Genomic DNA, 26,421 nt, shown 5'->3' with positions numbered 1-26,421 from the left:
GCTTAGCTGGCGCTGATGTCGCCTGCCATTTGCGATTGCTGGTAGTTGGCCAGGCCCACCAGGTCGATCAGCTTGATTTGCTGTTCCAGCCAGTGGGCGTGGTCGTTTTCGGTTTCTTCCAGCAGCACCATCAGCTGTTCGCGGGTGATGTAGTCGCGCTCCTGCTCGCAGACGGCGATCACGTCTTTCAGTGCAGCCGCCACGCGGTATTCCACGTCCAGGTCGCTTTTCAGCATCGACGGTACGTCATCACCGATCACGATGGGCACACGCTTGGCCACGTTGGGTTTGCCGCCCAGGAACAGGATGCGGGCGATCAGGGTGCGGGCGTGTTCCAGCTCGTCCTCGCGTTCGTGGTCGATGCGGGCAAACAGCTTGTTCAGGCCCCAGTCTTTATACATCTCGGCGTGAACAAAATACTGGTCGGCAGCAGATAGCTCTTCTGCCAGCAAGTCGTTAAGCAGCGCGATGATCTTTGGATGGCCTTGCATGGTGTTTGCCCCTGTAATACTTGGTCATGATTCGAATAGGCGGATTCTAGTACAGGCCGCCCAGGCTGTCATGGTACATTTTTGCGAATTATTCGCAACAATATTCAATTCGCCACCAATCATACGCACCAATAAGACATTAAATGCCAATAATGACAAAATTAAAGCACTTAAAACAATAGCCACTGCATCACAAGGCCGCATCCACCCACTATCAGGCCAAGGCATGGCAAGGTAGCGCCTACGCGTGTGTACCAGTAAAATCCAGCCAACTGAAAGCCAGCCCGAAAGAGAACAATACGATGACCATCAAATCCGACAAGTGGATTCGCCGCATGGCCGAACAACACGGCATGATCGAGCCGTTTGTGTACGACCAGGTCAAGAACGTGAACGGCGAAAAGGTGATCTCGTTCGGCACCTCCAGCTACGGCTACGATATCCGCTGCGCGGACGAGTTCAAGGTGTTCACCAATATCAACAGCACCATCGTCGACCCGAAAAACTTCGACCCGGATTCGTTTGTAGAAGTCTCCGGCAAGGGCTACTGCATCATCCCGCCCAACAGCTTTGCGCTAGCGCGTACCGTGGAGTATTTCCGCATCCCGCGCTCGGTACTGACCGTGTGCCTGGGCAAGTCTACCTACGCCCGTTGCGGCATTATCGTGAACGTGACCCCGTTCGAGCCGGAATGGGAAGGCTACGTCACACTGGAGTTTTCCAACACCACCCCGCTGCCTGCCAAGATCTACGCCAACGAAGGCGTGGCCCAGGTGCTGTTCTTCGAGTCGGACGAAATCTGCGACGTGTCGTACAAAGACCGTGCCGGCAAATACATGGGCCAGGTTGGCGTTACCCTGCCCCGCCCTTGAACCAACCAGCACACCAGCACAACGCGGCCCCGGCCGCGTTTTTTGTTTTGGATCAATACTCGCAATTTCTGGCGTCTGGTCTAGGATGAAATCAGGGCGCGTCAATCAATGCTCGCCCTGGGCACAGCAAGCCGTTTCTTATGAGCGTTGTGGTTCCCCCTTGCCGCTTCGCTCTTTTTTTGGCATATTTAATTGTGTACAATTTAATTTCCTAAAATCGAAATAACACTATGTCCATCTACCAATACCGCGTCCCAGCCCTGCCAGGCGGCGATATCCAGCTGGCCGACTACCAGGGCAAGGTGCTGCTGCTGGTTAACACCGCCAGCGAATGCGGCTTTACCTACCAGTACGAAGGCCTGGAAGCACTGCACCGTGAGCTGGGCGACCAGGGCCTGGCCGTGATCGGCTTTCCCTGCAACCAGTTTGGCAAGCAGGAACCCGGCGCAGCCGAAGCCATTGGCAGCTTTTGCCAGAAAAACTACGGCGTCAGCTTCAGGATGGCGGCCAAGATCGACGTTAACGGCGCCAATGCCCACCCGCTGTGGCAATACCTGAAACAGCAAAAAGCCGGCATTCTGGGCACCCGTGCCATCAAGTGGAATTTCACCAAGTTCCTGGTGAATCGCCAGGGCCAAGTGGTTGGCCGCTTCGGCCCGCGCACCACGCCGGAAGCACTGCGCAGCGAGATCGAGCGCCTGCTATGACGCCGGAACTGCAACTGGACCGCCAGCTGTGCTTTGCGCTATACGCGGCCAGCCGCAGCATGACGCAGGCCTACCAGCCGCTGCTGGGCGAGCTGGGGCTGACCTACCCGCAATATCTGGTGCTGCTGGTGCTATGGGAGCAAGACGGTGCCAGCGTCAAACAGCTGGGCGAACGCTTGCTGCTAGATTCCGGTACGCTGACACCGCTACTGAAACGACTGGAGGCCGCCGGCCTGCTGCGGCGGCGGCGCGCCAGCGACGATGAACGGCGGGTAGAAGTGTGGCTGAGCGACACCGGCAAGGCGCTGGAGGAAAAGGCCGCCGCCATCCCGCAGGCCATGCGCTGCCGCTACGGAGCAGAGGGGCGCGAGGCAGAATCGGCGCTGCTGCGCCAGACCCTGCAGCAACTGACCATGCTGCTGCAGGGCAAGCCGGGCTAAATGGCTTCGCTGGCGGCCTGGCACGGGCTGTCCAGCGCCTCGCGCGCCAGCCTGGCCAGCGCGTCCAGGTCTTCGTCCAGATGCTGCTGCATGTGTCGCAACGCCCCGGCCAGAATAGCCGATGCCAGCAAGGCCTCGTCGCACTGGAACACCTGCGCCATGGCACGCAGCTGGCTGCAAGTCTGGTGATTGAGCGGTAACGCCAGCTGGCGCACCGGGTCGACGGACAACAGCTGGCCCAGGTCGCGCCCTTCGGCCTGGTGGCGTTCCAGCTGGGCAATGAAATCATGCAATGTATCGTTCACGTGTCACCTCCGCTTTCCGGGCAGACGCCCGTTTCAGCATGGCACACGCGGCCAGCATTTCCAGCACGATAGTGATAAAAAATGATCACTATCAAATACTTAGGTCAACACCCTAGCCCTCATGCAAGTCGCCATCGATGTAACGCCAGGCACCGTCCTCACGGCGGAAGCGGCTGGTTTCATGCAGACGGTAAGCGCGGCCGCCCACCTTGTAGCGCGCCACGAACTCGACTGTACCGGTTTCATCGCCTTCGCCACCCTGTGCGCTAGCCAGCACCTGCAGGCCCAGCCACTTCACGCCGTCGTCGGCGCTCAAGTCGAGATCGGCGGGCCGCGTGGCGCTGGCCCAGCTTTGTAGCAGATAAGGCGCCAGCTGCAGTACGAAGGCGCTATAGCGCGAGCGCATCAGCTGCTCGGCGCGGGCGGGCTGCTCGCCTTGATGATAACGGCCGCAGCAAGCGGCGTAGGACAAAGGTTGGCCGCAATGGCAGCCGGTGGTGGCGGGCGTTTTTTTCATGATGCGGATATCAGCGCGGCAGTGGTGGCAGGCTGTAGAGCTTGAGCAGAAATTGGGTAAAAGCCGGGTTGGCGGGTTTGTCTTGCAGCGCGGGCCAGCGGCGTTGCCACATCTCCAGACGGTCTTCCATCTGTTTTTGCGCGCGGGCGCTATCGACCTGGCCGGCGTCGCGCTGCTGGGCGATGCGTCGATAAGTGCGGAACACGTCATCGTCCACCGCATTGCGGCCAACCTGCTGCTGGCGCAGCGCGTCCAGCTTGTCGGCCACCTGCACGCGGGTCAGCTCGCCTTTGCCCACACGCGGCGCCAGCAGTTGCGCCTCGCGCATCAGCGTATCGGCAGCGGCATTGCCACCACCCAGCTCCTGCAAGGTGGCACAACCGGCTAGCCACAACAGGGACAGAATCAGAAGCAGTCGTTTCATGCTACCGATTGTAAACCCGAATAGCGGCTGGCGCGGCCTTGCCTTCCATAAAAGAAAAACCCTGCCACACAGGCAGGGTTGCAACTGGGGTGCTAGCGATAATCAGTCGGCCAGGTGCTGGAACAGCGCGGTAGACAAGTAGCGCTCGCCAAAGGAGGGAATCACCACCACGATCAGCTTGCCGGCGTTTTCCGGGCGCTTGGCCAGCTGCAGTGCGGCCCACACGGCCGCGCCGGACGAGATACCTACCAGCACGCCTTCCTGGGTGGCCACATTGCGGGCGGTGTCGAACGCGTCGTCGTTGCCCACGCGGATGATCTCGTCGTAGATGCCGGTATTCAGGATGGGCGGCACAAAGCCGGCGCCGATGCCCTGGATCGGGTGCGGGCCCTTGGCACCACCGGACAGTACCGGCGACGCGTCAGGCTCGACTGCCACGATCTGTACGCCCGGCTTGCGCGCTTTCAGCACTTCGCCCACGCCGGTAATGGTGCCGCCGGTACCCACACCCGCTACCAGAATGTCGACCTGGCCGTCGGTATCGCGCCAGATTTCTTCGGCGGTCGTGTTGCGGTGGATCTCGGGGTTGGCCGGGTTTTCAAACTGCTGCGGCAGGTAGTGGGTATCGGGGTTGGCCGCCACGATCTCGCGCGCCTTGGCGATAGCGCCGCCCATGCCGTCCGGGCCCGGGGTCAGCACCAGTTCGGCACCGTAGGCACGCAGCAGCTGGCGGCGTTCGCGGCTCATGGTTTCCGGCATGGTGATGATCAGCTTGTAACCACGCGCCGCGCACACCATGGCCAGGCCGATACCGGTATTGCCCGAGGTCGGCTCCACAATCACGGTGCCGGGGCCGATCTTGCCGTCTTGCTCGGCGGCTTCGATCATGGCTGCGGCAATACGGTCTTTCACGCTGTGGCCCGGGTTGAAGAACTCCAGTTTGGCCACCACAGTGGCGCCGGCGCCTTCGGTGACACGGTTCAGGCGTACCAGCGGGGTGTTGCCGATAAGGTCGGTGACGGAAGAGGCAATACGCATTGTTTATTCTCCTGTTGAGCGCACGGCGCGAGCCGTTATGCTGCGCAATTCTATACAGCCGTACCCGCGCTGACTAATACCGTTTTTTGCTAAGTTTCGAACGCTTGCCTATAACCGGCGCTAGCTGATGCCCGGCATGACGCGGCAGCCGGCTTGCCAGACGCTGTCCTCGAAGGCCACCAGCACGATGCGCTGCAAATCATGCGCCGGCGCTGCGGCCAACCATTGGGTAATGGCCTGCCACGCCACGCTCATCGCTGCCAGCGCCGGGTAACCGTATACACCGCAGCTGATGGCCGGGAACGCCAGCTCGCGCACGCCACGGTTGGCCGCTTCGTCCAGGCAATGGCGGTAACACTGCGCCAGCTGTTCCGCCTCGCCCTCATCGCCACCACGCCATACCGGGCCGACGGTATGAAACACCCAGCGCGCCGGCAGCGCGAAACCGGGCGTCACCCGCACCTCGCCCACCGGGCAAAACCCGTGCTGCAAACAGGCCTGCAGCATGCCCGGGCCAGCGGCACGGTGTATGGCGCCGTCTACCCCGCCGCCGCCACGCAGGCCGCGGTTGGCCGCATTGACGATGGCGTCTACCGTCAGCCGGGTAATATCACCTCGCCACAGCTCAATAGTGACATCGTGCTGCCTGGTCAACATGCGCATCCTTTCCTGGCTACCACCGTAGCCCGATAAAAACAAAACCCCTCTAGCACAGGCCGGAGGGGTTGGTTTACAGCAAGGCTGTCTTACTCTGCAGCAGGCTCGGTGGCCGGTGTAGCAGCAACTGCGTCGGGTGCGACACCCTCGGCAGCAACAGGCAGGTCTGCCACCGGGGCGGCTGCGTCTGCTTTGGCTGGGCGTGGCTGCGCCATGCGTTCGGCAGCAGCTTTTTCTTCCGGGCTCACCACACCTACCGGTTTCATGGCCAGATCAAAGCGCTTGCCACCACGGGCCAGCGACTTGATATAGCGCTGACGGCGGCAGTGGTTCGCCAGTACGCGGGCAACCAGCTGTGCATCGAACTGCGGCAGCGCAGCGATCAGTGTTTCGTGAATACCCAGCGCCAGCGGCAGGAAGCGCTTGAACACTTCGTATTTGGCGTAAACATGGGCAGCAATCATTTCGGTCTGGCTTTTCTTGCTCAGACTTTGTACTGCCGTCTTCAGTGCGGCACCCAGTGCCGTTTCATTATTGGATTTCATTGCATTCTTCATGGTTCAAGTCACTGGGCAAAACACGTTTGCGCGCAGTCCTTTCAAAAACAAGACACTAGGACAGCGACGCCATCCGGCAAAAAGGGGGCTATCTTAATGCAGCGCGCGCCCAGACGCCAGCTGCATGACACCACTTACCAGCAGTTGGCCGCACTATACCCGCTGTAAGTTGTGCTGACGCCTTTGCTGCCAGTGCTACTGAGCGTCAGGATATTGCACTTGTCGGTATTCTGCCCGGCTTTGCTTTGCGGAGTGGCGCTCAGGGTATAGCTGGCAGCCGGGTTGGCCGCAGTAACGCTGATGCTGTAAAAACCGTTATCGGTAACACCGCTGCTGTTCAAACCCATCACGGTGCCCAGCGAGGCAATCGTCGTACTGTACTGGTTATTCACCGAGTAGTAGCGCTCCTGTGCCAACGCGACAGCAGCCAATGCCGTCTTGGCCTCGGTACGGTTGGAACGCACAACATAATCGCGGTACATCGGCATGGCGATAGCAGACAGGATACCCACAATGGCCACCACGATTACCAGTTCGATCAAGGTAAAACCCTGGTTTTGCTTCATTTTTTCTCCATTAGGGCATAGCCACACTGGCCTGCCCTTGCTTGCCAAAGCCTGTTGGCCGCTTACTCTTCTACCGACACAACCGCTTCCAATGCGGTGACCGAGTCATTGCGCACACCGGTACCATTGGCCACGATGCGGTAATAGACTTTACCAGCCGACGCCGTACAGTTATTGACACAGCCTATGGTGTAGCTGGCCGATGCCCCGGCTAGCGATGAAACCACATTCTGTGCGGGAAGCGAGCTGGAAGCGGTGATACTGGCCAGGTCTTCCACGGTGGTCAGATAGATTTCACCTTCGCGCAGCGCGGCCTCTGCCGCCAGAAACGAGACGTTCTTCTCACGCAGGTTGCCCGAGATTTTCTCTTGCACAATGGCGCTTTTGGTCACGGCAAAGCCCAGTAAACCCAGCACCAGCAGGAAAACCATCACCACCAGCAGGGAAAACCCCTGCTGCATTGCTACCCTGCTCATGGGATATTCCTCAGATAAACCGAAGACCGGAACACTTTCGCCATCGCGCGGTTGGCAGGGGTATACGCATTACCATCACAGTCCGCTGCAATAGTCTGGCTTACCGGGCTGACATTGTTTTCCAGCGATTGTACCAGCAAGCATAACCTGACCGCATACACGGCAGAAGCCGGTGCGTTTTGCACGTACTGGTCTGCAATGCGGTCCAGCGGGTTCACGCTATCCTGGCCGTATTGCACCCGTAACTGCACGACACCAGGTACCACCTCGGTGCCATCACACATCAAGCTGGTACCACTGGTATTGATCATATGCGTGGCCGTGGTATTGGCTGCCACCCCTTGGCCCTGGCAATTCACCAGGCTGGTATCGTCGGCACCGCGGTAACGCACCTGCACCGTGCCGGATGTGCCCAGCAACACTTGCCCAGCCGCCATGGCCAGTGCTGTACCGCTAGCGTTTTGCGACGCGAACACGGTGTTGAAATCTGTAGTGGCTACCTGCACCGCGCCGATATAGCCTGCCTGGCGCAGCTGCTGCGCCAGCCAGGAGCTGGCAAAACGGCCACGCTCCTGAATATCGGCCTGAGCCTGCTGGGTGCGGTAGGTCATTTTGTTGGCCACAAAAAACTGGGCCGCAACCAGAATCAGAAAGAGCGACAGTGCCAGCGACAGCATCAGCTCGATAATGGTCAAACCGGCTTGTTTGTTTCTCATGGTGCTCACCGGAATGTGTAACTGATACTGGCAACTGTCGCCGAGGCGCGCAGCTCTTGCCAGGTCACCGACACCTGCAAAGAGCAGGGCTGGCTTGCCGCGGCGCCGGTTGCCAGCGAGAAATTGCAGTTGGCCGCCGTGATACCGCTGGCTACAGCGCCGTTGCGTAACAAGTTCAGCGCCCAGGTCCCCTGCGGTAGCGTGCCGGAGGCATCGGTTACCCACTGCGTCATCGAGGCTATATCAGCGTTCATAATGGCTGTCTGGCTGGCATTGGTCACCTTGGCGCACTCTGTCGCCCGGTCGGTCAGCGCGGTATTCGACGCCTGCTGAAGGTAGCAGGCCACCACAGGCGCCAGGATATACACGCTATTGTCTTCGTCGTAACGGTAAATACTGTCTGCTGTATTGGTGCGCATGCGTTCCGAAAATGCCACCGCGTATTCACTGGCAGCGGTACGCAAATAGGCAGCGTTGGTCGCCTGCAGGGCATTGGTCTGTAGCGCAGAAATCGCCAGTAGGCCAAAACCGATGATGACCACCGACACCAGCAGCTCGACAAAGGCGAAACCGTGCATTCGAACAGGATTATTCATTAGTTCGTCACCCTGATCGTACCGTAGGGTGCCACCGTGACATTGGCGGACACCGTGTTGTCACTATTACTGAAGGTGATGAGCTGGTTGTTGGCTACGCGGGCATTCGTTGCTGTGCTTTTCACCTGGCCGCTCGGTGCAAAGCGCAAACCCGCCAAACTGCTGGATGCGTTGGCCCCCGCCTCTGCCTGATGCACCTTCAGCACGGTGCCACTGGCCCCACCACCCTGGACGATGGTAATCCAGTTCTTGTTCCAGTCTGTCGCAGCACCACAGCTGGTAGCCGTGCTGGAAGAAGCCGCGCACACGCTGACATCAAACCCGCGGCGTATCGCCTCGGAGCGGGCGTTGTTCAGATCCGAAGCCAGCGCATAAGCAAAGGATTGCACCTTGTTCTGCGCGACAAAACGCGAGTAGGCCGGCACGGCATACGACATGACGATGGCGATGATGGCTACCGTAATGATTAGCTCTACCAGCGTAAAACCCCGTTCCTGCGTCATAGCTGCCTTATCTGACCCCGCTCGAGACTACTTCTAGATTAGCGCATCGTACTTGTGGCACGGCGCACGCTTTACAAAACCAAACTCGCGATAAAACCAAGCGTACCGCAGTGCGCTCTATCGATACAAACATATCGCCGACATTCGCTTATAGCTGTTAAAAGGCAATTTCATTTTAAACCAGCCATGCCATTTGGTACCCAGTACACCCCATTGCTATATCGACACCCAGCACAAGCCCTTGAGCCACACTCAGGGCAGTAGCCCGGCGCTCAGCTCGGCCAGACGGTGCAAACCGCGCTCGTACGCATCACTCCACGGGTAGCAGCACGATAGGCGGATGCAGTTGCGGTAGCGGCCGCGCGGCGAATACAGCGCACCGGGCACCACCAGCATTTTTTCGGCATACGCCGCGCGCGACAGCTGCAGCGCGTCAGCCTCGCCTGGCAGCTCCACCCACAACAGGCAGCCTCCGGTCGGCGACGTGGCGCGCGTGCCGGCCGGAAACACCTGTGCCACCACATCTTGCAAGCGCGCCATCTGTGCCTGGTAATGGCGGCGCAAAAAGCGCAGGTGCTGGTCGTAGGCGCCGTCCTGCAGATACACCCCCAGTGTTTCTTCCAGCAGGCGCGGCTGCGACAGCGACGAAGCAAACTTCAGCCGCGTCAGCTCGCGGCGGTAGCGGCCGGGCGCAATCCAGCCCACCCGGAAGCCGGGCGCCAGCGTCTTGTTGAAGCTGCCGCACAGCAGCACGTAGCCGTCGGTATCGTGCGCCTTCACCGCGTCCGGGGTCAGTTGGCCGTAAAACAGGTCGGCGTGCGGGCAGTCCTCAATCAGCGGCACGCGGTGTGCATTCACCAGCGCGGCCAACCTTTTCTTGTTTTCCGGCGGCATGGTGGCGCCTAGCGGGTTGTGCACGGTGGGCATCGCCACGATGGCCTGCAGCCGTTTTTCTTCCAGCAGCAGCTCCAGCGCGTCCAGTGACAGGCCGGTAGTGGGATGGGTGGGGATCTCGATCACGTTCAGGCCCAGGCTTTTCAGCAAGGGCAGCAGCAGAAAGTAGGTAGGCGATTCCAGACCGATGGTGTCGCCGTGCTTGCAGACAGTGCGCAGCGCCAGCTGCAGCGCCTCGGTACAGCCGTTGGTGGTGACGATGTCGTCGGCTGCCAGCGCCACGCCCCAGGCCAGCGCCCGCCGCGCCACTTGCTCGCGCAGCGACTGCGCGCCGGGCGGGTAGCTGTAGTCGGTGGCCAGCGTCGGCTGTTCGCGGCTGAGCTTGTGCAGGATGTGCTTGAGGCGCGTGGTGGGGTAAAAGTCACCGCCGCGTGGCGACGCCATCGACAGGTCCAGGTAGCCCGGCTGCTGCTGTGCGGCCAACACCAGCTCGATGTTGTCCAGTACCTCGTCGCCGGTGGCCACGGTGCCGCTCTGGCGGCGCATGTGCGGCAACGGCAGCCGGGTCTGGGTACGTACATAAAAGCCGGACTGCGGGCGCGCCTCTACCAGCCCGCGCTCTTCCATCAGGCGGTAGGCGGCCAGGATGGTGGCCGGGCTCACCTGGTACTGGGCGCAGGCCTTGCGCACCGACGGCATTTTCTCGCCCGGGCGCAGCACGCCGCGCTGGATCAGCGCCGTCCACTCGTTGACCAGCTGCATGTAAAGCGTCTCTTGCGCCATCGCTAGCTCCACCGGCACAGTTTGGCCGCTCATGCACCAGCACAGTTGGCCGCATACCAAACTGTGATGGTTGCAAATTGAAAATTCTGAATCTGTTATTGTAATGCACCGCACCTTATCATGCAGCCCATCGTTTAATACTTTGTTGCCGCACCTGATGAATACCGCTGCCCTGCTGATTTACCTGTCCGTGATGGCGCTGACCCCCGGCCCCAACAACCTGATCCTGGCCGCCAGCGGCCTGAATCACGGGTTTGGCCGCACCGTACCGTCGCTGCTGGGCATTTCCACCGGCATCGCGCTGCAATCGGCCATCATCATCCTGTTCATGAGCCAGCTGGCGCCGCTGCTGGGCGCACTCAAACCGGCACTAACCCTGGCCGGCTGCGCCTACCTGCTGTATCTGGCCTGGCAGATGAAACAAGCCGGCACCCTGGGCAAGCAGGCAGAAGAGCAGCAACCGATGAGCTTTATGGGTGGCATCTGGTTCCAGTGGCTGAACCCGAAAACCTGGATGATGAGCCTGAACATGGGCATGGTGTTCCTGCCGCAAGACATGCCGGCCGGCCAGGCTGCCGTGTTGTTTTTCCTGCTGGTGTTCATCACCATGATGCCGTGTATCAGCGTGTGGGCCGGCGCCGGCGTGGCGCTGCAAAAGCTGCTGAACACCCCGCGCCGTCTGGCCTGCTTCAATGGCACCATGGCGCTGACGCTGGCCGGCACAGCGCTGTGGCTGCTGCTGGACAGCCTGCCCGCCGGCCGCCTGGGCGCGGCCAACTTCCCCATCTGAGCATTGCCACTGCTACGGCCGCCCTGCCTGGCGGCCATTTATCGCCTGCGCGGTTTGCCCGCCCTTTCGCTGGCAACGTACAATACCGGTTTTACGATTCACAGCAGGCGTAGACCATGATCCGCACCCGTTTTGCCCCCAGCCCCACCGGTTTCCTGCACATCGGCGGCGTGCGCACGGCACTGTTCTCCTGGGCCTTTGCCCGCAAGCAAGGCGGCACCTTCGTGCTGCGCATCGAAGATACCGACCTGGAGCGATCCACGCCGGAATCGGTAAAAGCCATCATGGACGGCATGCACTGGGTTGGCCTGGACTACGACGAAGGCCCGTTCTACCAGACCCAGCGCTTTGACCGTTACAAGGAAGTGATCCAGCAACTGCTGGCCAGCGGCCACGCCTACCTGTGCTACTGCAGCAAGGAAGAGCTGGAAACGCTGCGCGCCGAGCAGGAAGCGCGTGGCGAAAAACCACGCTACGACCGCCGCTGGCGCCCGGAAGACGGCAAGACCTTGCCGCAGCCACCGGCAGACGTGCAGCCTGTCGTACGCTTCAAGACCCCGCTGACCGGCTCGGTAGTGTGGGAAGACGCGGTAAAAGGCCGCATCGAGATCAATAACGAAGAGCTGGACGACCTGATCATCGCGCGCCCGGATGGCAGCCCTACGTATAACTTCTGCGTGGTAGTGGACGACTGGGACATGAACATCACCCACGTCATCCGCGGTGACGATCACGTCAACAACACCCCGCGCCAGATCAACATCCTGCTGGCACTGGGCGCGCCGCTGCCGGTATACGGCCACCTGCCGATGATCCTCAACGAGGACGGCCAGAAGATGTCCAAGCGCCGCGACGCCGTCAGCGTGGTGGACTACGCTGCCAAAGGCATCCTGCCGGAAGCGCTGCTGAACTATCTGGCGCGCCTGGGTTGGGGCCACGGTGACGAAGAATTCTTCAGCATGGAACAATTCGTCGAGTGGTTCTCGCTGGAAGCGGTCAGCCCGTCCGCCAGCCGCTTCAACAACGAAAAATTCCTGTGGCTGAACGCCCAGCACATCAAGGCTGCCGACAATGCCCGCCTGGGCGAGCTGATCGCCGAGCGCCTGGCTGCGGCCAACGTCGACACCCGCCACGGCCCGGCCCTGGCCGACGTGATTGGCCTGGTGAAAGAGCGTGTGCAAGAGCTGAACGCCCTGGCCCGCGAAGTGGACTACTTCTACGCCAAGCGCAGCCCGCAAGCCGAAGACGTGGAAAAGCACCTGGGTGCCGACAGCCTGGCGCGCATGCAGCGCTTTGCCGACCTCCTGGCCGCACTGGACAGCTGGAGCGCCGAGAGCATCCACGGCCTGTTCAAGCCGTTCTGCGCCGACGAAGGTATCAAGATGGGCCAGCTGGGCATGCCGCTGCGCGTGCTGGTATGCGGCACCACCCAGACCCCGTCGGTTGACGCGGTACTGGCCTTGATCGGCAAGGAAGAAGTGCTGCGCCGCATCCGCAACTAAGCCATAGCTGCTACCCGCTTGCGACAAACCCCTCTACGCCGTGTGCGAGAGGGGCTTTCTTTTTGCGCCGAGCCCGGCCGGAGCACCAGCAATTACATAGCAGTTTTTATGCAATTGGCACTACGTGTCAAAATGCCAACATTCAAACTTATTGAAATATCTGCAACAAGAAATAGTTGTTTTATCCAGATTTTCAGCCAAGCGCACAATCCGGCAAAACCCGACACCACCCACGTACCCCATTTATGCTGCCCCAGCTCACCCAGACAAGCTGCCCATCGCCAAGCAAGCCAGCCATGAACACCGCGCTTCTCTTTCTGGCACTTGCCCTATCCGCCAGCATCACCCCTTTCGCCCGGGCTGCCGCCACGACAGCCCAGCCAGCCATCACACTCGCCACCTTGGAATACCCGCCGTTTTGCCAACGCCAGCGCCCCGATGGCGGCGCCTTGGTATCTATCGTAAGGGAAGCGTTTGCCCAGGAAGACATTCCGGTGAATGTGATAGTCATGCCATGGCAACGCGTCGTGGCACTCAACCAGTATGGCCGCTTTGATGGCGTCATCGGTTTATGGCGAAGCGACCAGAAAAGCATGCAGCTCCAGCCAGGCAATCCGGTATTCCAGAGCCTGATCGGTGCCTATATCGTACAAGGCAAAGCACCGCTACCACTAGCAGCGGGCTGGCTGACCAGCAGGCTGGCCGGAACCGTAGCCGGCTACCACTACCCGGAAAGCATAATCAAGCTCAAGCTGAATCAGGACGATACGCGCGACGATGAAACCAATCTGCGCAAACTCCAGCAGCGGCGCGTACAGTTCGCCATGACAGAAAAGGCAGTAGGCGATACCCTGATACGCTCCGGCAAGCTACCAAGCAGGCCACAACTGGCCTGGGGAGAACTGGTACTGGCCAAAGAGGTGGTCTCTGTCGGGTTTGCCCCCAGTGCCATGCAGTCGTTCTGGCGTGACGCTTTCAACCGCGGGCTATGGAAGCTGCACCAGAACGGGCGCTACCACCAGATAACAACCGAATACCAGCTGCAAGAATTTGCCATGCCACCGCAGCAACCATGAAAAAAGCCTGCTTTTCAGCAGGCTTTTGAAATATGGTCGGGGTGAGAGGATTCGAACCTCCGGCCTCTACGTCCCGAACGTAGCGCTCTACCAGGCTAAGCTACACCCCGAATAAGGACGGATCTATCAGGCTAAATGCTGGTCGGGGTGAGAGGATTCGAACCTCCGGCCTCTACGTCCCGAACGTAGCGCTCTACCAGGCTAAGCTACACCCCGCGACCCATTCATTTATCCTGAAACTGACAGTTTGCCGCTGTTTTGCGTTACAATCTGCCGATCTCAGAGGACGAAGATTATCTATCAATTATGTGGTTTAAGCAACTGTCTTTCTTTCGGCTGGACGAGAATTTCCTTATCGACAGCGACAAGCTGGCCGATCAGCTGGCCAAACGCCCTTTCCAGCGCTGTAGTGGCCTGGACTGGTTCAGCGAAGGCTGGGTAGCCCCCGCCAGCCACCTGGATAGCCCGCTGCACCAGGCCCGTGGCTACCAGATGCTGACCCTGCGCCGTGAAGACAAGGTCCTGCCGGCAGGCGTGATCCGCGACCACCTGGACAGCAAGCTGGCCGAGATCGAAGCTGCCGAGCTGCGCAAGGTTGGCCGCAAGGAAAAACTGCAGCTCAAAGAGCAGATCACCGACGACCTGCTGCCACGCGCCTTTACCCGCTCCGGCCGTACCACCGCCTATATCGATAGCCAGCGTGGCTGGCTGATGGTTGACAGCGGTACCGCCAGCAAAGCAGAAAACCTGGTCTCTACCCTGCGCGAGGCACTGCCACCGTTCCCGGCTGCGCTGCCGCGCACCGCCGTATCGCCGCATGCGCTGATGACCGACTGGCTGGCCGCCGGCGAAGCAGGCTTTGGCTTTGAGCTGGATGCCGAGTGCGAGCTGAAAGACAGCAGCGAGAACGGCGCCGTGGTGCGCTGCACCCGCATCGACCTCACCGCCGATGAAATCCGCCAGCACATTGCCACCGGCAAGCAGGTAACACGGCTGGGCCTGATCTGGCGCGAGCGTATCCGCTTTGTACTGACCGACCAGCTGCAACTCAAGCGCCTGCAGTTTCTGGATGTGCTGCAAGAAGAAGCCAGCCAGGCCGGCGACGACCTGGCCAGCCTGTTTGAAGCCACCTTCCTGCTGATGGCGGAAGAACTGGGCGACCTGGTAAACGACCTGGTCGCCGCGCTGGGCGGCCTGGAGGCCAGCCAGCAAGGCTCGGGCACACCCGCCCCAACCACCGCGACCAGCCAGCCCGAGAGCGGCAACACTGACAGCATTGACGTTCCCTGGGCCTAAGCCCGCCAGCCACACCCCTGCCAGCAGGGGTGTGGCTTCCCCACATCACTCATGACAAACCCATAGCCGCCCTGTCTATAGTTATAACCATTTACTGTAAAATCGTGTAGGCTGAAATCTGCTACTTCTTAATGCCTGCACCACCATGAACACCAGAGCCAGCAAAACACCTGTCGCAGCCCCCCCGCCAGAGCCGCCACCGCTGCCGCCCGTCGAGAACGAGGTGTTTCTGGCTGGTTTGTCCACCACGCATGGTGAACAGCTGCTGGCGCTGATGGATGGTGGCAGCCCGATTTACGTGTTTGTGCGGCGCAGTTTTGGCAAAACCCAGCAGTCCGATTTTTTCCGCATCCAGTTTGCCGCGTATGCCCAGCTGCAAGGCGGGCAGTGGAAGCCGTACCAGGGCGAAGTCAGCGAGTGGCTCAATACGCGCAACTGCCTGCAGGTTTCGGTAGATCACCCGCGCCAGACGGTGCAGTTTGGCCCCAAATCCGGCTTTAACCTCAGCGCCGAGCTAACCGGCCTGGGCCTGACCAGCTACGCTTATGCCCAGGCCATTTTGTGGCTGAAAGCGCACTATTCCGAATACAGCGTGCAGCCCACCACCCTGCCCAACCCGGAGGCTGAAGGCGAAGAGGCGCGCATCAAGCGCAATGCCCGCCTGGCCGCACAGGGCTTTGACATAGAGTTTCTGGATAGCGAACAACGCTCCGGCCGCTACTTCAAGGACAAGATTTCACGCCTGATCAGCAGCTGGGAAACCGAGAAAATCACCGAGGTACCTGTCAGCGCCCTGCTGGACAATATCGCACGGCTGGATGGCGAAAAAGCCGAGCTGCAACGTCAGGTGCACGCCATCAAAACCCAGGAGCGCTCGCTGGAAGACTCGCTCAGCAAAGAGAAGCAGACCAACCTGGTGTTGACCGGCGTGACCTGCTTTGTGCTGGTATTTACCCTGATGGGCATCTTCGGCCTGTACTAGGCGCGCATTACCCAATAAAAAAGGTTGGCCGCGGCCAACCTTTTTGCTTTATCCACTGGCCTAATCGAAGCCCAGTGCTTGCGGCTTTTCTATCGGCAGCCCGGCGGCCACCCAGGCGTCAAAACCACCCGCCATCGATACCACCTGTCCAAAGCCCATCTCTTGCATCACTTTGGCAGCCAGCGCCGCACGGCCACTGGTTTTGCAGTACAACAAGATGGCGCGCGAGGTATCGCCCAGCGTAGCATCACCAGACAAGCGGAACTCCAGCAAGCCGCGCGGTACATTGACCGCGCTGGCCAGATGGCCGGCGTGGTATTCCTCCGGCTCTCGCACATCCAGCAGCAATACGCTGCCGGTGGCCACCAGCGCCTTGGCCTCTTCCAGCGTGCATTCCTTGATTTCTGCCTTGGCAGCAGCCACCAGCTCGTGTGCGTTACGTTTCAGCATGATCTCTCCCGTATGAAATAGCGATCGGCCAAGTGCCATCGTCAAACCATGATAATGCCGAGGTTGTACATTATCAATTTTTATATTATGTTTGTAGTAGCCAATTCCCCCGGGAGCTCACCGTGCACCTGCTTCGACTCAGTATCATTGCCCTCAGCGCCAGCCCAGCCCTGGCTAGCCCTCTACCTACCTTGTTACTGGGCAACCTGCAGCAGCAGGCCAGCTACCAGAGCCAGGGCGTGGTACAGGCGCAACGCAGCGCGCAGCTGGCGGTACCGGTATCCGGGCGCATTACCCAGCTTAGCGCACGCGCTGGCGACACGGTAAAAGCCGGCGCCGTACTGGCGCGCGTGGACGGCGAGGCGGCACAGCAGTCGGCCAGCGCCAGCCAGGCGCAGATCGCCGCCGCACAGGCGCAGCTGGAGCAAGCGCGCCGCGAGTTTGCCCGCTCCCAAAAGCTGGCCGCGCAGAACTTCATCAGCGCCTCGGCACTGGATAGCGCGCAAGCGCAGCTCAAAACTGCCGAAGCGCAGGCGCGCGCCCAGATCGCCGCAGCCCGCGCCGCGGGCGCCCAGGCTGGCCTGTACCAGCTGAATGCACCGTTTACCGGCACCATCGCACGCGTCAACGGCGACCTGGGCGCGCTGGCCATGCCGGGCCAGGCCATTGTCGAGCTGTACGATGGCAGCGCGCTGCGCGTGGAAGTACAGCTGCCGGCCAGCGTTTATGCCAACGTTAACCAGCAAACCCCACCCACGCTCAACTGGCGCGGCCAGGCGCTGAAGGTTGGCCGCATCGAGTGGTTCCCGGCCACCGACGCCAATAGCCAGACCCGTACCGTGCGCGTCAACCTGCAAGCCGGCAGCGCCGTGCCGGTAGGTGAAATGGTACAAGCCGGCTTTACCCTGCGCGGTAGCGACAGCCAGCTGCGGGTGCCTGCCGGCGCCGTCAGCCGCCAGCGCGAGTTTGACGCCGTTTATACCGTAGATGGCAGCGGCCGCCCCAGCCTGCGCTATGTGCGGCTGGGCAGTATCGAAAACGGCACCTTCCCGGTGCTGGCCGGCCTGCGCGCCGGTGAACGCATCGCCGCCAACGCCGAACAGGCAGCCGCGCAGACCCGCACACCAGGAGCACGCTGATGGATAGCCCGCACAAGCTGGGCGTGGCCGGCCGGTTGGCCGCGTTTTTCCAGCACGCCCGCATTACCCCGTTAATCGCCCTGCTGGCGCTGCTACTGGGCCTGTTTGCCGTACTGGTGACGCCGCGCGAAGAAGAGCCGCAGATCAACGTCACCATGGCCAATGTGCTGATCCCCTTCCCCGGTGCCAGCGTGGAAAGCGTGGAAAGCCTGGTGGCGCAGCCGGCCGAACAGGTACTGGGCCAGATCGACGGCGTGGATCACCTGTACGCCGTCAGCCGGCCGGGCATGGCCATCCTTACCGTGCAGTTCAAGGTAGGCGTGCCGCGCATCGACGCGCTGGTACGCCTGTACGACACCATCCACAGCCACGCCGACTGGCTGCCGCCGGGCCTGGGCGTAGGCCAGCCGCTGATCAAGCCCAAGGGCATCGATGATGTGCCCATCGTCACCTTTACCCTGCACGCGCGCGACAACAGCCTGGGCAGCCTGGACCTGGAACGCATCGCCCACGCGCTGGAAAACGAGCTCAAACGCGTGCCCGGCACCCGCGAAGTGGCCACCATCGGCGGCCCCGGCCAGGCCATCAATGTGAGCCTGCTGCCGCAAAAGCTGCAAGCCACCGGCCTCACCGTAGACGACCTGCGCCAGGCGCTGGCTGCGGCCAACCAGGCGCTGCCACTGGGGCAAACCGTGAACCGCCAGGCCATTACCGTAGAGGCCGGGCCGTTCCTGCAAAACGCCGAGCAAGTGGCCAGCCTGATCGTGGCTGTACGCAACGGGCGGCCGGTGTACCTGCGTGACGTGGCCGAGGTCAGCGCCGGCGCACAGCAAGCCAGCCACTACGTGTGGTACGGCGACGCCAAGGGCAGCGCCCCCGCCGTCACCCTCAGCATCACCAAGAAACCGGGGCAGAACGCGGTCGATATCGCCAACGCGCTGGCGCAGCGCGTGGACCAGCTGCACGGCACGCTGCTGCCGGATAACGTGGAGGTCACGCTCACCCGCAACTACGGTGCCACCGCCAACGACAAGGCGCAGAAGCTGATCCAGAAGCTGGCTTTTGCCACATCCGCCGTGGTGGCGCTGGTGATGCTGGCGCTGGGCCGGCGCGAGGCGGCCATCGTCGGCGTGGCCGTCATTCTTACGCTGACAGCCACGCTGTTTGCGTCGTGGGCCTGGGGCTTCACGCTGAACCGCGTGTCGCTGTTTGCGCTGATCTTTTCCATTGGCATCCTGGTGGACGACGCCATCGTGGTGGTGGAAAACATCCACCGCCACCGCCAGATGGACCCATCAGCCCCGCTGACAGCGCTGATTCCGCGTGCGGTGGACGAGGTAGGCGGCCCTACCATCCTGGCCACGCTCACCGTGATTGCCGCCCTGCTGCCCATGGCTTTTGTGTCCGGCCTGATGGGCCCGTACATGAGCCCGATCCCGATCAATGCCTCGATGGGCATGCTGATCTCGCTGGCCATCGCCTTTGTGCTGACACCGTGGCTGGCGCAGCGCTGGCTGCCACGGCAACACCAGCACCACGATGGTTTGTCGGCCCGCCTGCAACCGTTGGCCGCAAAACTGTTCGCCCCCTTCTTGCACGTACAACGCGGTGGCCGCGCGCGCAGCCTGCTGCTGCTGGGCGTAGCCGGCATGGTGGCGCTATCGCTGGCGCTACCGGTGGCCAAGCTGGTGGTGTTGAAAATGCTGCCTTTCGATAACAAATCCGAGCTGCAGCTGGTGGTGGACATGCCGGCAGGCGCCCCGCTGGAAGACACCGCGGCGGTGATGCAAAGCCTGGGCACCTGGCTGGGCTGGCAGCCCGAGGTGGTGAACTACCAGGCCTACGCCGGCACCGCCGCGCCGATCAACTTCAACGGCCTAGTGCGCCAGTACTATCTGCGCAGCGGCTTTGAAAGCGGCGATATCCTGATCAACCTGCAGGACAAACACCAGCGCCACGAATCCAGCCACAGCCTGGCGCTGCGCTACCGCCCGGCGCTGCAACAGATCGCCCGCCTGTACGGCGCCCGTATCAAGCTGGTGGAAGTGCCGCCCGGCCCGCCGGTGATGGCACCCATCGTGGCCGAGGTCTACGGCCCGTCCGCTGCCGGCCGCGCCAGCGTGGCGCAGCAGCTGGAAGCCGTATTCAAACGCAGCCCGCACGTAGTGGACGTAGACAGCAGCGTGCAGCCGCAAGGCCCGCGCAGCATCCTGCTGATCGACCGCGAAAAAGCCATGCAGCGCGGTGTGCCGCAAGCGGCCATTGTCAGCACGCTGGCCGCCGGGCTGGCCGGCGATAACGCCACCTGGCTGCGCGACCTCAGCAAGTACGCGGTACCGGTACAGCTGCGCCTGCCGCAAGCACTGCAAGCCGATACCCACGCGCTGCTGGCGCTGCCGGTACGCGCCGGCGACGGCAGCGTCATGCCGCTGTCCGAGCTGGTAAGCGCCGTACCGGCCGACACCGAGCGCCCGCAGCTGCGCAAGGATGGCATGGCGGTAGACTACGTGACCGGCGACATGGCCGGCGGCGAAGACAGCCCGCTGTACGGCATGTTTGCCATGCGCGGCCAACTGGCCGGCATCCACACTGCTAACCAGCAACCGCTGGGCGAGTACTTTATCCACCAGCCGGCCGATGCGCAGCGCGAGTACGCCATCAAATGGGACGGCGAATGGCAGATCACCTACGAAACCTTCCGCGACATGGGTGCCGCCTACGCCGTGGGCCTGGTACTGATCTACCTGCTGGTGGTGGCGCACTTCGGCTCCTACCTGATGCCGCTGATCATCATGGCGCCGATTCCGCTGACGCTGGTGGGCGTGATGCCAGGCCACGCGCTGCTGGGCGCGCCATTCACCGCCACCAGCATGATCGGCATGATCGCGCTGGCCGGCATCATCGTGCGCAACTCCATCCTGCTGGTGGACTTCATCCGGCTGGAGGTGGCCGCCGGCAGCGCGCTGGCCGACGCGGTGGTGCGCTCGGCCGCCACCCGCGCCCAGCCCATCGCCCTGACCGGCCTGGCCGCCATGATAGGCGCGCTGTTTATCCTGGACGACCCCATTTTCAACGGGCTGGCCATCTCGCTGATCTTCGGCATTTTCGTGTCCACCCTGCTGACACTGGTGGTCATCCCGCTGCTGTATTACATGGCCTTCCGCGGCCAAGCTCATGAAAGGACCTCGCCATGACCATCGAACGCGCCATCCGCTTTTTTGCCGGCTGCATGATCCTGCTGTCGCTGGCGCTGGGCGCCGACGCCAGCCCGCTGTTTATCAGCAAATACTGGCTGTGGCTCACCGCCTTTGTTGGCGCCAACCTGCTGCAGTACTCGCTGAGCAACTTCTGCCCGCTGGCCCTGCTGCTGAAAAAGCTCGGCCTGCCCGAACAGGCAGCCTGCCTTCAGAAATGATTTATTGCTGTCGATAACATTAGCGGCAGCGAAACGCTGCCGCCCGATAACAATATCCACCGGACACACAAGGACAGACCATGATCCACTGGTTGAAAAAACTGTTCGGCGCCCCGGCAAAACCGGCTGCTGCCATCCCTGAAGGGGCCCTGATCATCGATGTACGCGAGCAAGGGGAATTCGCCAGCGGCCACGCCGCCGGTGCCATCAATATTCCGCTGGGCCAGCTGGCCAGCCGCCTGGACTGGCTGAAGCAGCAAAAACCGCCGGCGCTACTGCTGTACTGCGCCAGCGGCATGCGCTCGGCCATGGCCTGCAAGCAGCTGCAAAGCGCCGGCTTTGCCAATGTGCAGAACGCCGGCAACCAGGCGCGCCTGGCCAGCCTGTTGTCCAGCCAGCGCCAGGCAGCCTGAACCTGCCACGCGCCACCGCACAAGCAAAAGCTTCACCCGTCAAACAGGTGAGGCTTTTTCATACCTGGCCACCATGACGTCAAAGCATGCGGCCAACCTGGCGACACATAGCCCCTACCCAGCTAGCGCCTTGCCAGTAGCAGCCCCAGGCCGGCACCGCCCAGCAGCACGCTGCAGCTGCGGTTGAACACACGTTGGCCGCGCGGCGTGGCAAACCAGCGCTTGAGCTGCACGCCCAGCGCGGCGTACACGCCGATGGCCACCCACTCCAGTAGCAGAAAAGCCACGCCCAGCTGCAAAAATTGCGGCGCCACCGGCTGGGTGGTATCGACAAACTGCGGCAAAAAGGCGGTAAAGATCAGGATGGCTTTCGGGTTGCCGGCGGCCACCCACAGCTCTTGCCGCATCAGCTCGCGCAGACCTTGCTGCGGCCGCGTATCCGCCGGGCCGCTGAGGCTGCCGGCGCGCCACAGCTGCCACGCCAGCCAGAACAGGTAGCCGGCACCGGCCAGCTTGATGGCGGTAAACAGCAGTACCGAGCCCTGCAACACCACGGCCAAGCCGGTGGCCGCCAGCGCAATCATCAACGCAAACGACAGCAAACGGCCGACACCCGCCACGCACGCGGTACGGAAGCCGTAGCGGGTAGCGTTGCTGATCGACAGCAGATTATTGGGGCCGGGGGCGAGGTTGAGGGCAAAGCAGGCGGGCAGGAACAACAGCAAGGTGGCCAGTGACATGGCAGGCTCCGGTAAAGAACAAGGTTGGCCGCAAGGGCGACGCGTTAACTTATCGTTATGCCGGTGTCGCGCGCAAGAAAAAACTGCCGGCAAGCTAATGCCAGTTAGTTAGGCGAATATGCTTGGCCTTCAAGTATAAGGACGTGAATGAAGCGCCCCATCCCGTTGGCGCGAGCCGGCCCAAATGATGCGCCGCAGGGTTGTGCTGAGCGAATCGAAGATTCGCACGCACAAGACGCCGATTTGCTTGAGCCCCGAGCCGTTAGCGATTTACGTGCAAATCTTTGATTTGCTCAGTGATGCGAGTTCGGCGGCGCCTGGGGCCTGCCATTTTGGACGGTGTTCCGAGCAGCCCCGGCTTGCGGGGTCTGCGTGCGAATCTCTGATTCGCTCCACGATAGAAAAGGGGGCGGCAACCCGCCCCCTTTCCCGTCTTACTCCCTCGCGACGCTGCGCTTGCCTCGCTCGGTCACGGGCGGAAACGGCATGTAAGCAACGTCCGCATAGCGGACACCCACGCCTCTTAAAATCCCTAAGCAAAAAATGCCAGTCAGCGTTAACTGACTGGCATTACGCGGTCAGGCGGCGGGTGATTGCAACAACGGGCCACAGTAGCCCAGGCCAGCCGTCAGGCCGGCTGGCGTTTCAGCTTGAGCTTGCCCGATAGCCAGGTGTGGTCGTAGCTGACAATCTCGAACGGGTTGCCAAACGGGTCCACAAACGAAATCGAGCAGAAAAAGCCGTGGTCGTGCACGCTGTCGCGGGCGATGGTCTGGCCGTCGCGGTTCAGCACGCGCTCGCCGGCCAACTGGTCTATCCACTCCAGAAAGTCCTGCCCGCTCACCACAAAGGCCACCGCACCCGCCAGGCAGCCGGCGCCGGGTTCTTCGCTTACCGCCAGGCGCACGGTGCCGCTGGGGTTGGCCAGCATCATGGCGCTGTGCGGGCCTTCCTGCATGTGCTTGAAGCGGGCATCCGGTGCCAGGCCCAGTACGCGGTCGTACCACTCGGCGGCCTTGGCGCCGTCGCTGACGCGGATATGGATATGGTCGATCTTGCCTAGCGTTAACATGCTTTCCCCTTTAGCGAGCTGCCACGATGCAGCCCGGTAGCTGATTCTAACTGCATTTTAGCCATTGCCTGTCGCTTAGCTGCGCGGCTGCAGCAATGGTGCCAGGTAGTGGCCGGTGTGGCTCACCGGGTTGGCCGCCACTTGCTCCGGCGTGCCGCTGGCGATGATCTGGCCACCGCCGGCACCGCCCTCGGGCCCGAGGTCGATCAGCCAGTCGGCGGTTTTGACCACGTCCAGATTGTGCTCGATCACCACCACGGTGTTGCCGTGCTCGCGCAGGCGGTGCAGTACTTGCAGCAGCAGGTCGATATCGTGGAAGTGCAGGCCGGTGGTGGGCTCGTCCAGGATGTACAGCGTTTTGCCGGTGTCGCGCTTGGACAGCTCCAGCCCCAGCTTCACGCGCTGCGCCTCGCCGCCGGACAGCGTGGTGGCGCTTTGCCCCAGGCGGATATAGCCCAGGCCCACGTCCATCAGCGTTTTGAGCTTGCGTGCCACGCTAGGCACGGCACTGAAAAACTCCAGCGCCTGCTCTACCGTCATTTCCAGCACTTCGGTAATGCTCTTGCCCTTGTACTGCACTTCCAGTGTTTCGCGGTTGTAGCGCTTGCCGTGGCACACGTCGCACGGCACGTAGACGTCGGGCAGAAAGTGCATTTCCACCTTGATCACGCCATCGCCCTGGCACGCCTCGCAGCGGCCGCCTTTTACGTTAAAGCTGAAGCGCCCCGGGCCGTAGCCGCGCTCGCGCGACAGCGGTACGCCGGCAAACAGCTCGCGTATCGGCGTGAACAGGCCAGTGTAGGTGGCCGGGTTGGAACGCGGCGTGCGGCCGATGGGGCTCTGGTCCACGTTGATCACTTTGTCCAGGTGGTCCAGCCCATGGATGCGGCGGTACGGCGACGGTTCTTCGCTGGCGCCGTTCAGGTCGCGCGCGGCGATCTTGTACAGCGTGTCGTTGATCAGCGTGGATTTACCCGAACCGGACACGCCGGTAATGCACACCAGCATGCCCAGCGGCAGATCCAGCGTCACGTCTTTCAGGTTGTTGCCGCTGGCACCTTCGATCTGCAGCATGCGCTCGGGGTTCACCTCGCGGCGGCTGGCCGGCACCGGTATCAGGCGGCGGCCGGACAGGAAATCACCGGTAACCGAGCGCTCGCAGGCGGCCACCTCGGCCGGGGTACCGGCTACCAGCACCTCGCCACCGTGCTCGCCGGCACCAGGGCCCATGTCCACCAGGTAGTCGGCGGCGCGGATGGCGTCTTCGTCATGTTCCACCACAATCACGCTGTTACCCAGGTCACGCAGGCGCACCAGCGTAGCCAGCAGGCGGTCGTTATCGCGCTGGTGCAGGCCGATGGATGGCTCGTCCAGCACGTACATCACGCCGGTGAGGCCGCTGCCGATCTGGCTGGCCAGGCGAATACGCTGCGCCTCGCCGCCGGACAGGGTGTCGGCCGAGCGCGCCAGGCACAAGTAATCCAGGCCCACGTTGTTCAGGAAGGACACGCGATCGCTGATTTCCTTCACGATCTTTTCGGCCACCGCCTGCTTCTGGCCGGAAAACTGCAGGCCGGCAAAAAACGCGGCCGCTTCTTTCAGCGCCAGCTGGTTCACTTCGTGCAGGGTCTTGCGGCCGATAAATACGTGCCGCGCTTCCAGGCGCAGGCGCGAGCCTTTGCACGACGGGCAGCACTGGTTGTTCTGGTACTTGGCCAGCTCTTCGCGCACGGTGCCGGAGTCGGTTTCGCGATAGCGACGCTCCAGATTGGGGATGATGCCCTCGAAAGCGTGCGCGCGCTGGAACTTGGTGCCTCGCTCGGACACGTAGGTAAATTCGATCTCATCCTTGCCCGAGCCGTGCAACACCACGTGCTGCACGCGCTGCGGCAGGTCTTCAAACGCCAGCTCCAGCGAAAAATCATAATGCGCGGCCAGTGCCTGCAGCATTTGGAAGTAGAACTGGTTGCGCTTGTCCCAGCCCTTGATGGCACCGGTAGCCAGCGTCAGCTCGGGGTGGGCCACCACGCGCTTGGGGTCGAAGAAGGTAATCTCGCCCAGGCCGTCGCACTTGGGGCAGGCACCCATCGGGTTGTTGAACGAGAACAGGCGTGGCTCCAGCTCGGGCAGGCTGTAGCTGCACACCGGGCAGGCAAACTTGGCCGAGAACCAGTGCTCTTGCCCGCTATCCATCTCTACTGCAATGGCACGGCCTTCGGCGTGGCGCAGCGCGGTCTCGAAGCTCTCCGCCAGGCGCTGCTTCATGTCGTCGCGCACTTTCAGGCGGTCGATCACCACCTCGACCGTGTGCTTCTTGTTCTTGTCCAGCTTGGGCACGGCATCCAGCTCGTACACCTCGCCATCTACCCGCACGCGCACAAAGCCCTGCGCGCGCAGGTCTTCAAACAGGTCCAGGTTTTCGCCCTTGCGGCCAACAATCACCGGCGCCAGGATCATCACCCGCGTTTCGGCCGGCAGCGCCAGCACGTGGTCCACCATCTGGCTTACCGTCTGGCTGGCCAGCGGCACATCGTGCTCGGGGCAATGCGGGTCGCCAACGCGGGCGTACAGCAGGCGCAGGTAATCGTGTATTTCGGTAACGGTGCCCACGGTGGAGCGCGGGTTGTGGCTGGTCGCTTTCTGCTCGATGGAAATCGCCGGGCTCAGGCCTTCGATCAGGTCCACATCGGGCTTTTCCATCAGCTGCAGAAACTGCCGCGCGTAAGCCGACAGGCTTTCCACATAGCGGCGCTGGCCCTCGGCGTACAGCGTGTCAAACGCCAGCGAGCTCTTGCCGGAGCCGGACAAGCCGGTTATCACCACCAGCTGGTGGCGTGGCAGATCCAGGTTTACGTTTTTGAGGTTGTGCGTGCGTGCACCGCGTATGCGGATGGAGTCCATGCCTGTCTCACCGTGAATCGGGGAACCTGCTACTATACCGGACTTATTGCAGCAGGCTCCAGCAGCCTGAGCAGGCCACATAGCCAGCAGGGTTTACACACCG

At 61.8% G+C, this 26,421-nt stretch carries 29 protein-coding genes and 2 tRNA genes; 12 read left to right on the top strand and 19 right to left on the bottom strand.

Annotated elements, in window-relative coordinates:
• Positions 1-2: 2 nt before the first annotated feature.
• Entirely contained in the window at positions 3-491 is a 489-nt protein-coding gene (gene bfr, locus PQU95_RS02375) for a bacterioferritin (protein ID WP_017508795.1), read from the bottom strand.
• Positions 492-793: 302 nt separating this feature from the next.
• On the opposite strand from bfr, the gene dcd reads away from it, so the two are divergent.
• From dcd to PQU95_RS02360, 3 genes are all read left to right on the top strand, one after another.
• Positions 794-1,363 (top strand): dCTP deaminase, encoded by a 570-nt coding sequence (gene dcd / locus PQU95_RS02370; protein ID WP_272750509.1) that lies wholly within the window; start codon positions 794-796, stop codon positions 1,361-1,363.
• Positions 1,364-1,593: 230 nt separating this feature from the next.
• Entirely contained in the window at positions 1,594-2,070 is a 477-nt protein-coding gene (locus PQU95_RS02365; RefSeq protein WP_272750508.1) for a glutathione peroxidase, read from the top strand.
• The gene (locus PQU95_RS02360; RefSeq protein ID WP_272750507.1) at positions 2,067-2,510 is read left to right on the top strand and encodes a MarR family winged helix-turn-helix transcriptional regulator; all 444 of its coding nucleotides are present in this window, start codon (positions 2,067-2,069) and stop codon (positions 2,508-2,510) included. Before PQU95_RS02365 ends, PQU95_RS02360 begins: the two co-directional genes overlap by 4 nt.
• Here PQU95_RS02360 and PQU95_RS02355 read toward each other — a convergent pair.
• The 12 genes from PQU95_RS02355 to PQU95_RS02300 all read right to left on the bottom strand — a co-directional run bounded on the left by PQU95_RS02355 (position 2,507) and on the right by PQU95_RS02300 (position 10,575).
• Positions 2,507-2,815, bottom strand: a complete 309-nt coding sequence (locus PQU95_RS02355) for a hypothetical protein (protein WP_144372091.1) — start codon at positions 2,813-2,815, stop codon at positions 2,507-2,509. The genes PQU95_RS02360 and PQU95_RS02355 overlap by 4 nt on opposite strands.
• Before the next feature lie 112 nt (positions 2,816-2,927).
• Positions 2,928-3,332 (bottom strand): YchJ family protein, encoded by a 405-nt coding sequence (locus PQU95_RS02350; RefSeq protein ID WP_272750506.1) that lies wholly within the window; start codon positions 3,330-3,332, stop codon positions 2,928-2,930.
• Positions 3,333-3,342: 10 nt separating this feature from the next.
• Entirely contained in the window at positions 3,343-3,756 is a 414-nt protein-coding gene (locus PQU95_RS02345; protein WP_272750505.1) for a hypothetical protein, read from the bottom strand.
• 102 nt (positions 3,757-3,858) lie between these two features.
• On the bottom strand, positions 3,859-4,794 hold the full coding sequence (gene cysK / locus PQU95_RS02340) for a cysteine synthase A (protein WP_272750504.1): 936 nt from the start codon (positions 4,792-4,794) through the stop codon (positions 3,859-3,861).
• Between the two features lie 120 nt (positions 4,795-4,914).
• A complete protein-coding gene (locus PQU95_RS02335) occupies positions 4,915-5,451 on the bottom strand; it encodes a macro domain-containing protein (RefSeq protein WP_272750503.1) in 537 nt (178 codons plus the stop codon).
• 89 nt (positions 5,452-5,540) lie between these two features.
• Positions 5,541-5,996 carry a ProQ/FINO family protein gene (locus PQU95_RS02330; protein ID WP_373321362.1) on the bottom strand — a complete coding sequence of 152 codons (456 nt, stop codon included), beginning with the start codon at positions 5,994-5,996 and terminating at the stop codon, positions 5,541-5,543.
• A gap of 146 nt (positions 5,997-6,142) precedes the next feature.
• The gene (locus PQU95_RS02325; protein ID WP_272750502.1) at positions 6,143-6,574 is read right to left on the bottom strand and encodes a type IV pilin protein; all 432 of its coding nucleotides are present in this window, start codon (positions 6,572-6,574) and stop codon (positions 6,143-6,145) included.
• Between the two features lie 62 nt (positions 6,575-6,636).
• Positions 6,637-7,050 (bottom strand): pilus assembly PilX family protein, encoded by a 414-nt coding sequence (locus PQU95_RS02320; RefSeq protein WP_272750501.1) that lies wholly within the window; start codon positions 7,048-7,050, stop codon positions 6,637-6,639.
• Complete coding sequence (locus PQU95_RS02315) at positions 7,047-7,766, bottom strand: PilW family protein (protein WP_272750500.1); 720 nt, start codon at positions 7,764-7,766, stop codon at positions 7,047-7,049. Before PQU95_RS02315 ends, PQU95_RS02320 begins: the two co-directional genes overlap by 4 nt.
• 5 nt (positions 7,767-7,771) lie before the next feature.
• A complete protein-coding gene (gene pilV / locus PQU95_RS02310) occupies positions 7,772-8,344 on the bottom strand; it encodes a type IV pilus modification protein PilV (protein WP_272750499.1) in 573 nt (190 codons plus the stop codon).
• 17 nt (positions 8,345-8,361) lie between these two features.
• Positions 8,362-8,865: a GspH/FimT family pseudopilin gene (locus PQU95_RS02305; protein ID WP_272750498.1), complete on the bottom strand. Its 504-nt coding sequence runs from the start codon at positions 8,863-8,865 to the stop codon at positions 8,362-8,364.
• A gap of 252 nt (positions 8,866-9,117) precedes the next feature.
• A complete protein-coding gene (locus PQU95_RS02300; protein ID WP_272750497.1) occupies positions 9,118-10,575 on the bottom strand; it encodes an aminotransferase-like domain-containing protein in 1,458 nt (485 codons plus the stop codon).
• A gap of 124 nt (positions 10,576-10,699) precedes the next feature.
• On the opposite strand from PQU95_RS02300, the gene PQU95_RS02295 reads away from it, so the two are divergent.
• The 3 genes from PQU95_RS02295 (at position 10,700) to PQU95_RS02285 (ending at position 13,910) form a co-directional block, all read left to right on the top strand.
• Positions 10,700-11,332 carry a LysE family translocator gene (locus PQU95_RS02295; protein ID WP_272750496.1) on the top strand — a complete coding sequence of 211 codons (633 nt, stop codon included), beginning with the start codon at positions 10,700-10,702 and terminating at the stop codon, positions 11,330-11,332.
• Positions 11,333-11,448: 116 nt separating this feature from the next.
• Positions 11,449-12,834 (top strand): glutamate--tRNA ligase, encoded by a 1,386-nt coding sequence (gltX, locus tag PQU95_RS02290; RefSeq protein WP_272750495.1) that lies wholly within the window; start codon positions 11,449-11,451, stop codon positions 12,832-12,834.
• A 296-nt stretch (positions 12,835-13,130) separates the two neighbouring features.
• Positions 13,131-13,910: a substrate-binding periplasmic protein gene (locus tag PQU95_RS02285; protein ID WP_272750494.1), complete on the top strand. Its 780-nt coding sequence runs from the start codon at positions 13,131-13,133 to the stop codon at positions 13,908-13,910.
• Positions 13,911-13,943: 33 nt separating this feature from the next.
• On the opposite strand, the gene PQU95_RS02280 is transcribed toward PQU95_RS02285, so the two are convergent.
• Together PQU95_RS02280 and PQU95_RS02275 are read right to left on the bottom strand one after the other, a co-directional pair.
• Positions 13,944-14,020 (bottom strand) — tRNA-Pro (locus tag PQU95_RS02280).
• A 29-nt stretch (positions 14,021-14,049) separates the two neighbouring features.
• Positions 14,050-14,126: transfer RNA gene (locus tag PQU95_RS02275), tRNA-Pro, on the bottom strand.
• Between the two features lie 90 nt (positions 14,127-14,216).
• On the opposite strand from PQU95_RS02275, the gene PQU95_RS02270 reads away from it, so the two are divergent.
• Both PQU95_RS02270 and PQU95_RS02265 read left to right on the top strand, forming a co-directional pair.
• Entirely contained in the window at positions 14,217-15,206 is a 990-nt protein-coding gene (locus PQU95_RS02270; protein WP_272750493.1) for a recombination-associated protein RdgC, read from the top strand.
• Positions 15,207-15,351: 145 nt separating this feature from the next.
• Complete coding sequence (locus tag PQU95_RS02265) at positions 15,352-16,188, top strand: hypothetical protein (RefSeq protein WP_272750492.1); 837 nt, start codon at positions 15,352-15,354, stop codon at positions 16,186-16,188.
• Positions 16,189-16,248: 60 nt separating this feature from the next.
• Here the strand turns inward: PQU95_RS02265 and PQU95_RS02260 are convergent, their stop codons facing one another.
• Positions 16,249-16,638, bottom strand: a complete 390-nt coding sequence (locus PQU95_RS02260) for a rhodanese-like domain-containing protein (protein ID WP_272750491.1) — start codon at positions 16,636-16,638, stop codon at positions 16,249-16,251.
• A 122-nt stretch (positions 16,639-16,760) separates the two neighbouring features.
• Between PQU95_RS02260 and PQU95_RS02255 the strand changes: the two genes are divergently transcribed.
• The 4 genes from PQU95_RS02255 to PQU95_RS02240 all read left to right on the top strand — a co-directional run bounded on the left by PQU95_RS02255 (position 16,761) and on the right by PQU95_RS02240 (position 21,605).
• Positions 16,761-17,777 carry an efflux RND transporter periplasmic adaptor subunit gene (locus PQU95_RS02255; protein ID WP_272750490.1) on the top strand — a complete coding sequence of 339 codons (1,017 nt, stop codon included), beginning with the start codon at positions 16,761-16,763 and terminating at the stop codon, positions 17,775-17,777.
• Positions 17,777-20,971, top strand: a complete 3,195-nt coding sequence (locus PQU95_RS02250; RefSeq protein ID WP_272750489.1) for an efflux RND transporter permease subunit — start codon at positions 17,777-17,779, stop codon at positions 20,969-20,971. The genes PQU95_RS02255 and PQU95_RS02250 overlap by 1 nt, the downstream gene beginning before the upstream one ends.
• A complete protein-coding gene (locus tag PQU95_RS02245) occupies positions 20,968-21,192 on the top strand; it encodes a YgaP family membrane protein (protein WP_272750488.1) in 225 nt (74 codons plus the stop codon). The genes PQU95_RS02250 and PQU95_RS02245 overlap by 4 nt, the downstream gene beginning before the upstream one ends.
• Before the next feature lie 80 nt (positions 21,193-21,272).
• Positions 21,273-21,605 (top strand): rhodanese-like domain-containing protein, encoded by a 333-nt coding sequence (locus PQU95_RS02240; RefSeq protein ID WP_272750487.1) that lies wholly within the window; start codon positions 21,273-21,275, stop codon positions 21,603-21,605.
• A 122-nt stretch (positions 21,606-21,727) separates the two neighbouring features.
• Here PQU95_RS02240 and PQU95_RS02235 read toward each other — a convergent pair whose 3' ends face one another.
• From PQU95_RS02235 to uvrA, 3 genes are all read right to left on the bottom strand, one after another.
• Positions 21,728-22,345, bottom strand: coding sequence for a LysE family translocator (locus PQU95_RS02235; RefSeq protein WP_272750486.1), 618 nt, complete (start codon positions 22,343-22,345; stop codon positions 21,728-21,730).
• Between the two features lie 628 nt (positions 22,346-22,973).
• Positions 22,974-23,417: a VOC family protein gene (locus PQU95_RS02230; RefSeq protein WP_272750485.1), complete on the bottom strand. Its 444-nt coding sequence runs from the start codon at positions 23,415-23,417 to the stop codon at positions 22,974-22,976.
• Between the two features lie 75 nt (positions 23,418-23,492).
• Entirely contained in the window at positions 23,493-26,318 is a 2,826-nt protein-coding gene (uvrA, locus tag PQU95_RS02225) for an excinuclease ABC subunit UvrA (protein ID WP_272750484.1), read from the bottom strand.
• Between the last annotated feature and the right edge of the window lie 103 nt (positions 26,319-26,421).

Source organism: Vogesella aquatica (genome assembly GCF_028548455.1).
Lineage (GTDB): Bacteria > Pseudomonadota > Gammaproteobacteria > Burkholderiales > Chromobacteriaceae > Vogesella > Vogesella aquatica.
The sequence above is the reverse complement of the archived record's forward strand: the minus strand, read 5'-3'. Positions and strand labels throughout refer to the sequence as shown.